This window comes from uncultured Brachyspira sp., assembly GCF_944390845.1.
GTDB lineage: Bacteria > Spirochaetota > Brachyspiria > Brachyspirales > Brachyspiraceae > Brachyspira > Brachyspira pulli.
This window is the reverse complement of record NZ_CALXRM010000132.1, coordinates 1-2,579: the sequence shown is the minus strand read 5'-3', so window position 1 is coordinate 2,579 and position 2,579 is coordinate 1. Positions and strand designations below refer to the sequence as shown.

Annotated in this window: 2 protein-coding genes; both read right to left on the bottom strand. The window is 27.6% G+C overall.

What is annotated here, in order from left to right:
* Nucleotides 1-219: 219 nt before the first annotated feature.
* On the bottom strand, nucleotides 220-1,263 hold the full coding sequence (gene aroF / locus Q0K52_RS14720) for a 3-deoxy-7-phosphoheptulonate synthase (RefSeq protein WP_297300635.1): 1,044 nt from the start codon (nucleotides 1,261-1,263) through the stop codon (nucleotides 220-222).
* A 461-nt stretch (nucleotides 1,264-1,724) separates the two neighbouring features.
* Nucleotides 1,725-2,423: a purine-nucleoside phosphorylase gene (deoD, locus tag Q0K52_RS14715; protein WP_297300634.1), complete on the bottom strand. Its 699-nt coding sequence runs from the start codon at nucleotides 2,421-2,423 to the stop codon at nucleotides 1,725-1,727.
* Between the last annotated feature and the right edge of the window lie 156 nt (nucleotides 2,424-2,579).

Here is a 2,579-nt window from a genome sequence, read left to right as displayed (position 1 = left end):
AATTATGATACACCTATGTTATACTTTAAAAAACTAAGGAATACTTAATGCAATATGTCTGGCTCCTGTGCAATTAACATATAATTATATTATTAGATTTATTTGAAAATTAAGTAATAAATATTTTCTCTTTATCAAAAAAATATATATATTTCAATATAATAAGAAAGATGAATAGAATAATTCTACTCACCTTTTTAACTTAAAAATAAAAATTAATTATTTAGTATAAACTTTACCATTATGTTTTTCTTTAATTTTTAGAACAGTATCAGAAATCATATTAACAGATTCCATAATATCAGCAAAAACATCAGGCTTTATAGACTGTGCACCATCACATAAAGCATGTTCAGGATCATTGTGTACTTCTATAATCATACCATCAGCACCTGCAGAAATAGCTGCCAAAGTAAGAGGGAGTGCCATCCAAGATTTACCGCTTGCATGTGAAGGATCTCCAATAACAGGTAAATGACTCAAACGTTTTATTGCAGGAATTGCTGAAACGTCAAAAGTATTTCTAGTATAAGTTTCAAATGTTCTTATACCGCGTTCGCATAATACAACATTTTCATTTCCTTGATTAAGTATGTATTCTGCACTCATAAGCCATTCTTCTATAGTACTAGATAATCCTCTTTTTAATAATACAGGCTTTTTTAATTTACCAACCTCTTTTAAAAGTTCAAAGTTCTGCATGTTTCTTGCCCCTATTTGAATCATGTCAACAGTATTATCAAAATCTTCTAAATGTCTAATGGATACTATTTCACTTACTATAGGAATATTAACTTCTTCTCTTGCCAATTTTAATATTTTAAGTCCGTCCAATGCCAAACCTTGAAATGCATAAGGAGATGTTCTAGGTTTAAAAGCTCCTCCTCTAAGTATTGAAGCTCCAGAAGCCTTAACACTTTTTGCTATACTTATTAATTGTTCTTCACTTTCCACTGAACAAGGACCGGCAATAATAACAGGCTTACCCTCACCTATTTTCACACCGCTTACATCAACTATTGTATCTTCTTTCTTGAAAGCTCTGTTTGCTCTTTTAAATGGTTCTTGTACTTTTAATACTTTTGATACTCCAGGTAAAGATGATATTAAATCCCTATCTATCTTTGAAGTATCGCCTACCATTCCTATTATGGTATAGTCTACTCCTACACTTTTATGTATACCTAGACCGGCTTCTTTTAATCTTTCTATAATATTATTAACATGTTCTTCTTTTGCATTTGGTTTCATTACTACTATCATAATTTAACTCTCCTTAAAATAATTTTAAAATTTAGAATACTGAAATATAAAAATTGTAAGCAATGTATAAAGCATTATAATATTCAAGCGAACAATTTTTATTAGAAAAAATTTAAATATAATATGTTTGTTAATTAGAAATATAGATACACTGGCGCCTTAAACGCCATAATAGAAAAAGTAATAAGCAAGAATGCTTTTGAAATTGTTAGAATATAAATTACCTTTCATAGTAATTAATTATATACAAAAAAGATAAAAAAGTCAAGAAAAATAATTATTTTATTATTAATTATAAAAATTATGCTTCTTAATATTTTAATAAAATTACATTATCAAATTATATTTAAATATTATTTTTAATTAAAATTTTAATAAAAAAATAGGGCTTTATGTAAAAAACATAAAACCCCAATTAACAAATTAAAAAAATATTAAAATAATATTTTTAGTTTATCAATTTAAGCCAAAGATAAAGCGACTTCCATCATATTAGTGAAAGTTTTTTCTCTTTGTTCTGCAGTTGTAGCCTCTCCAGTAATTAAAGAATCAGAAATTGTTACCATACAAAGAGCATTAACTCCTGCATAAGCAGCATTCATATATAAAGCAGCAGCTTCCATCTCAACAGCTAATACTCCCATTTTAGCCCATTTAGGAGTAGCATTATTAGCACCATAGAATACATCAGATGAAACTATATTACCAACATGATAATTTATTTTCATTTCATCAGCTTTATTAACAGCTTTCCTTAATAATTCATAACTAGCTATAGGAGCATAAGTTCCAGGAAGTTCATACTGTGATGCATAATTAGAATCTGTACAAGCTCCCATTCCTATAACTAAATCACCAATATGTAATTTATCTACTAAAGCTCCAGCAGTACCAATACGTATCAAATTCTTACAGCCATAGAAATGTATAAGTTCATAAGAATAAATACTGCAAGAAGGCATTCCCATACCTGTACCTTGAACAGAAACTTTTTTTCCTTTATAAGTTCCTGTAAATCCAAACATATTTCTAATAGAATTATACTGAGTAACATTCTCTAAAAAATTTTCTGCTATAAATTTAGCCCTAAGAGGATCTCCAGGTAAAAGTATAGTTTCTGCAATATCGCCTTTGTTTGCTCCTATATGAGGTGTAGCCATATATTTACTCCTTTTTTTATTTTTTATATATACATTATAAATATGAATCAATATCAAGTCAAATATTAATTATTTTTTATTATGTTTAAGAGCCATAGATATTGCACACTTTTATTTTAAAAAAAGAAGGTATTCCTTATAATTTAAATTGCTATA

What these genes read in the sequence shown, in the direction of transcription:
- deoD (WP_297300634.1), bottom strand. Translation starts at nt 2,423, where the DNA reads ATGGCTACACCTCATATAGGAGCAAACAAAGGCGATATTGCAGAAACT.
- aroF (WP_297300635.1), bottom strand. Translation starts at nt 1,263, where the DNA reads ATGATAGTAGTAATGAAACCAAATGCAAAAGAAGAACATGTTAATAAT.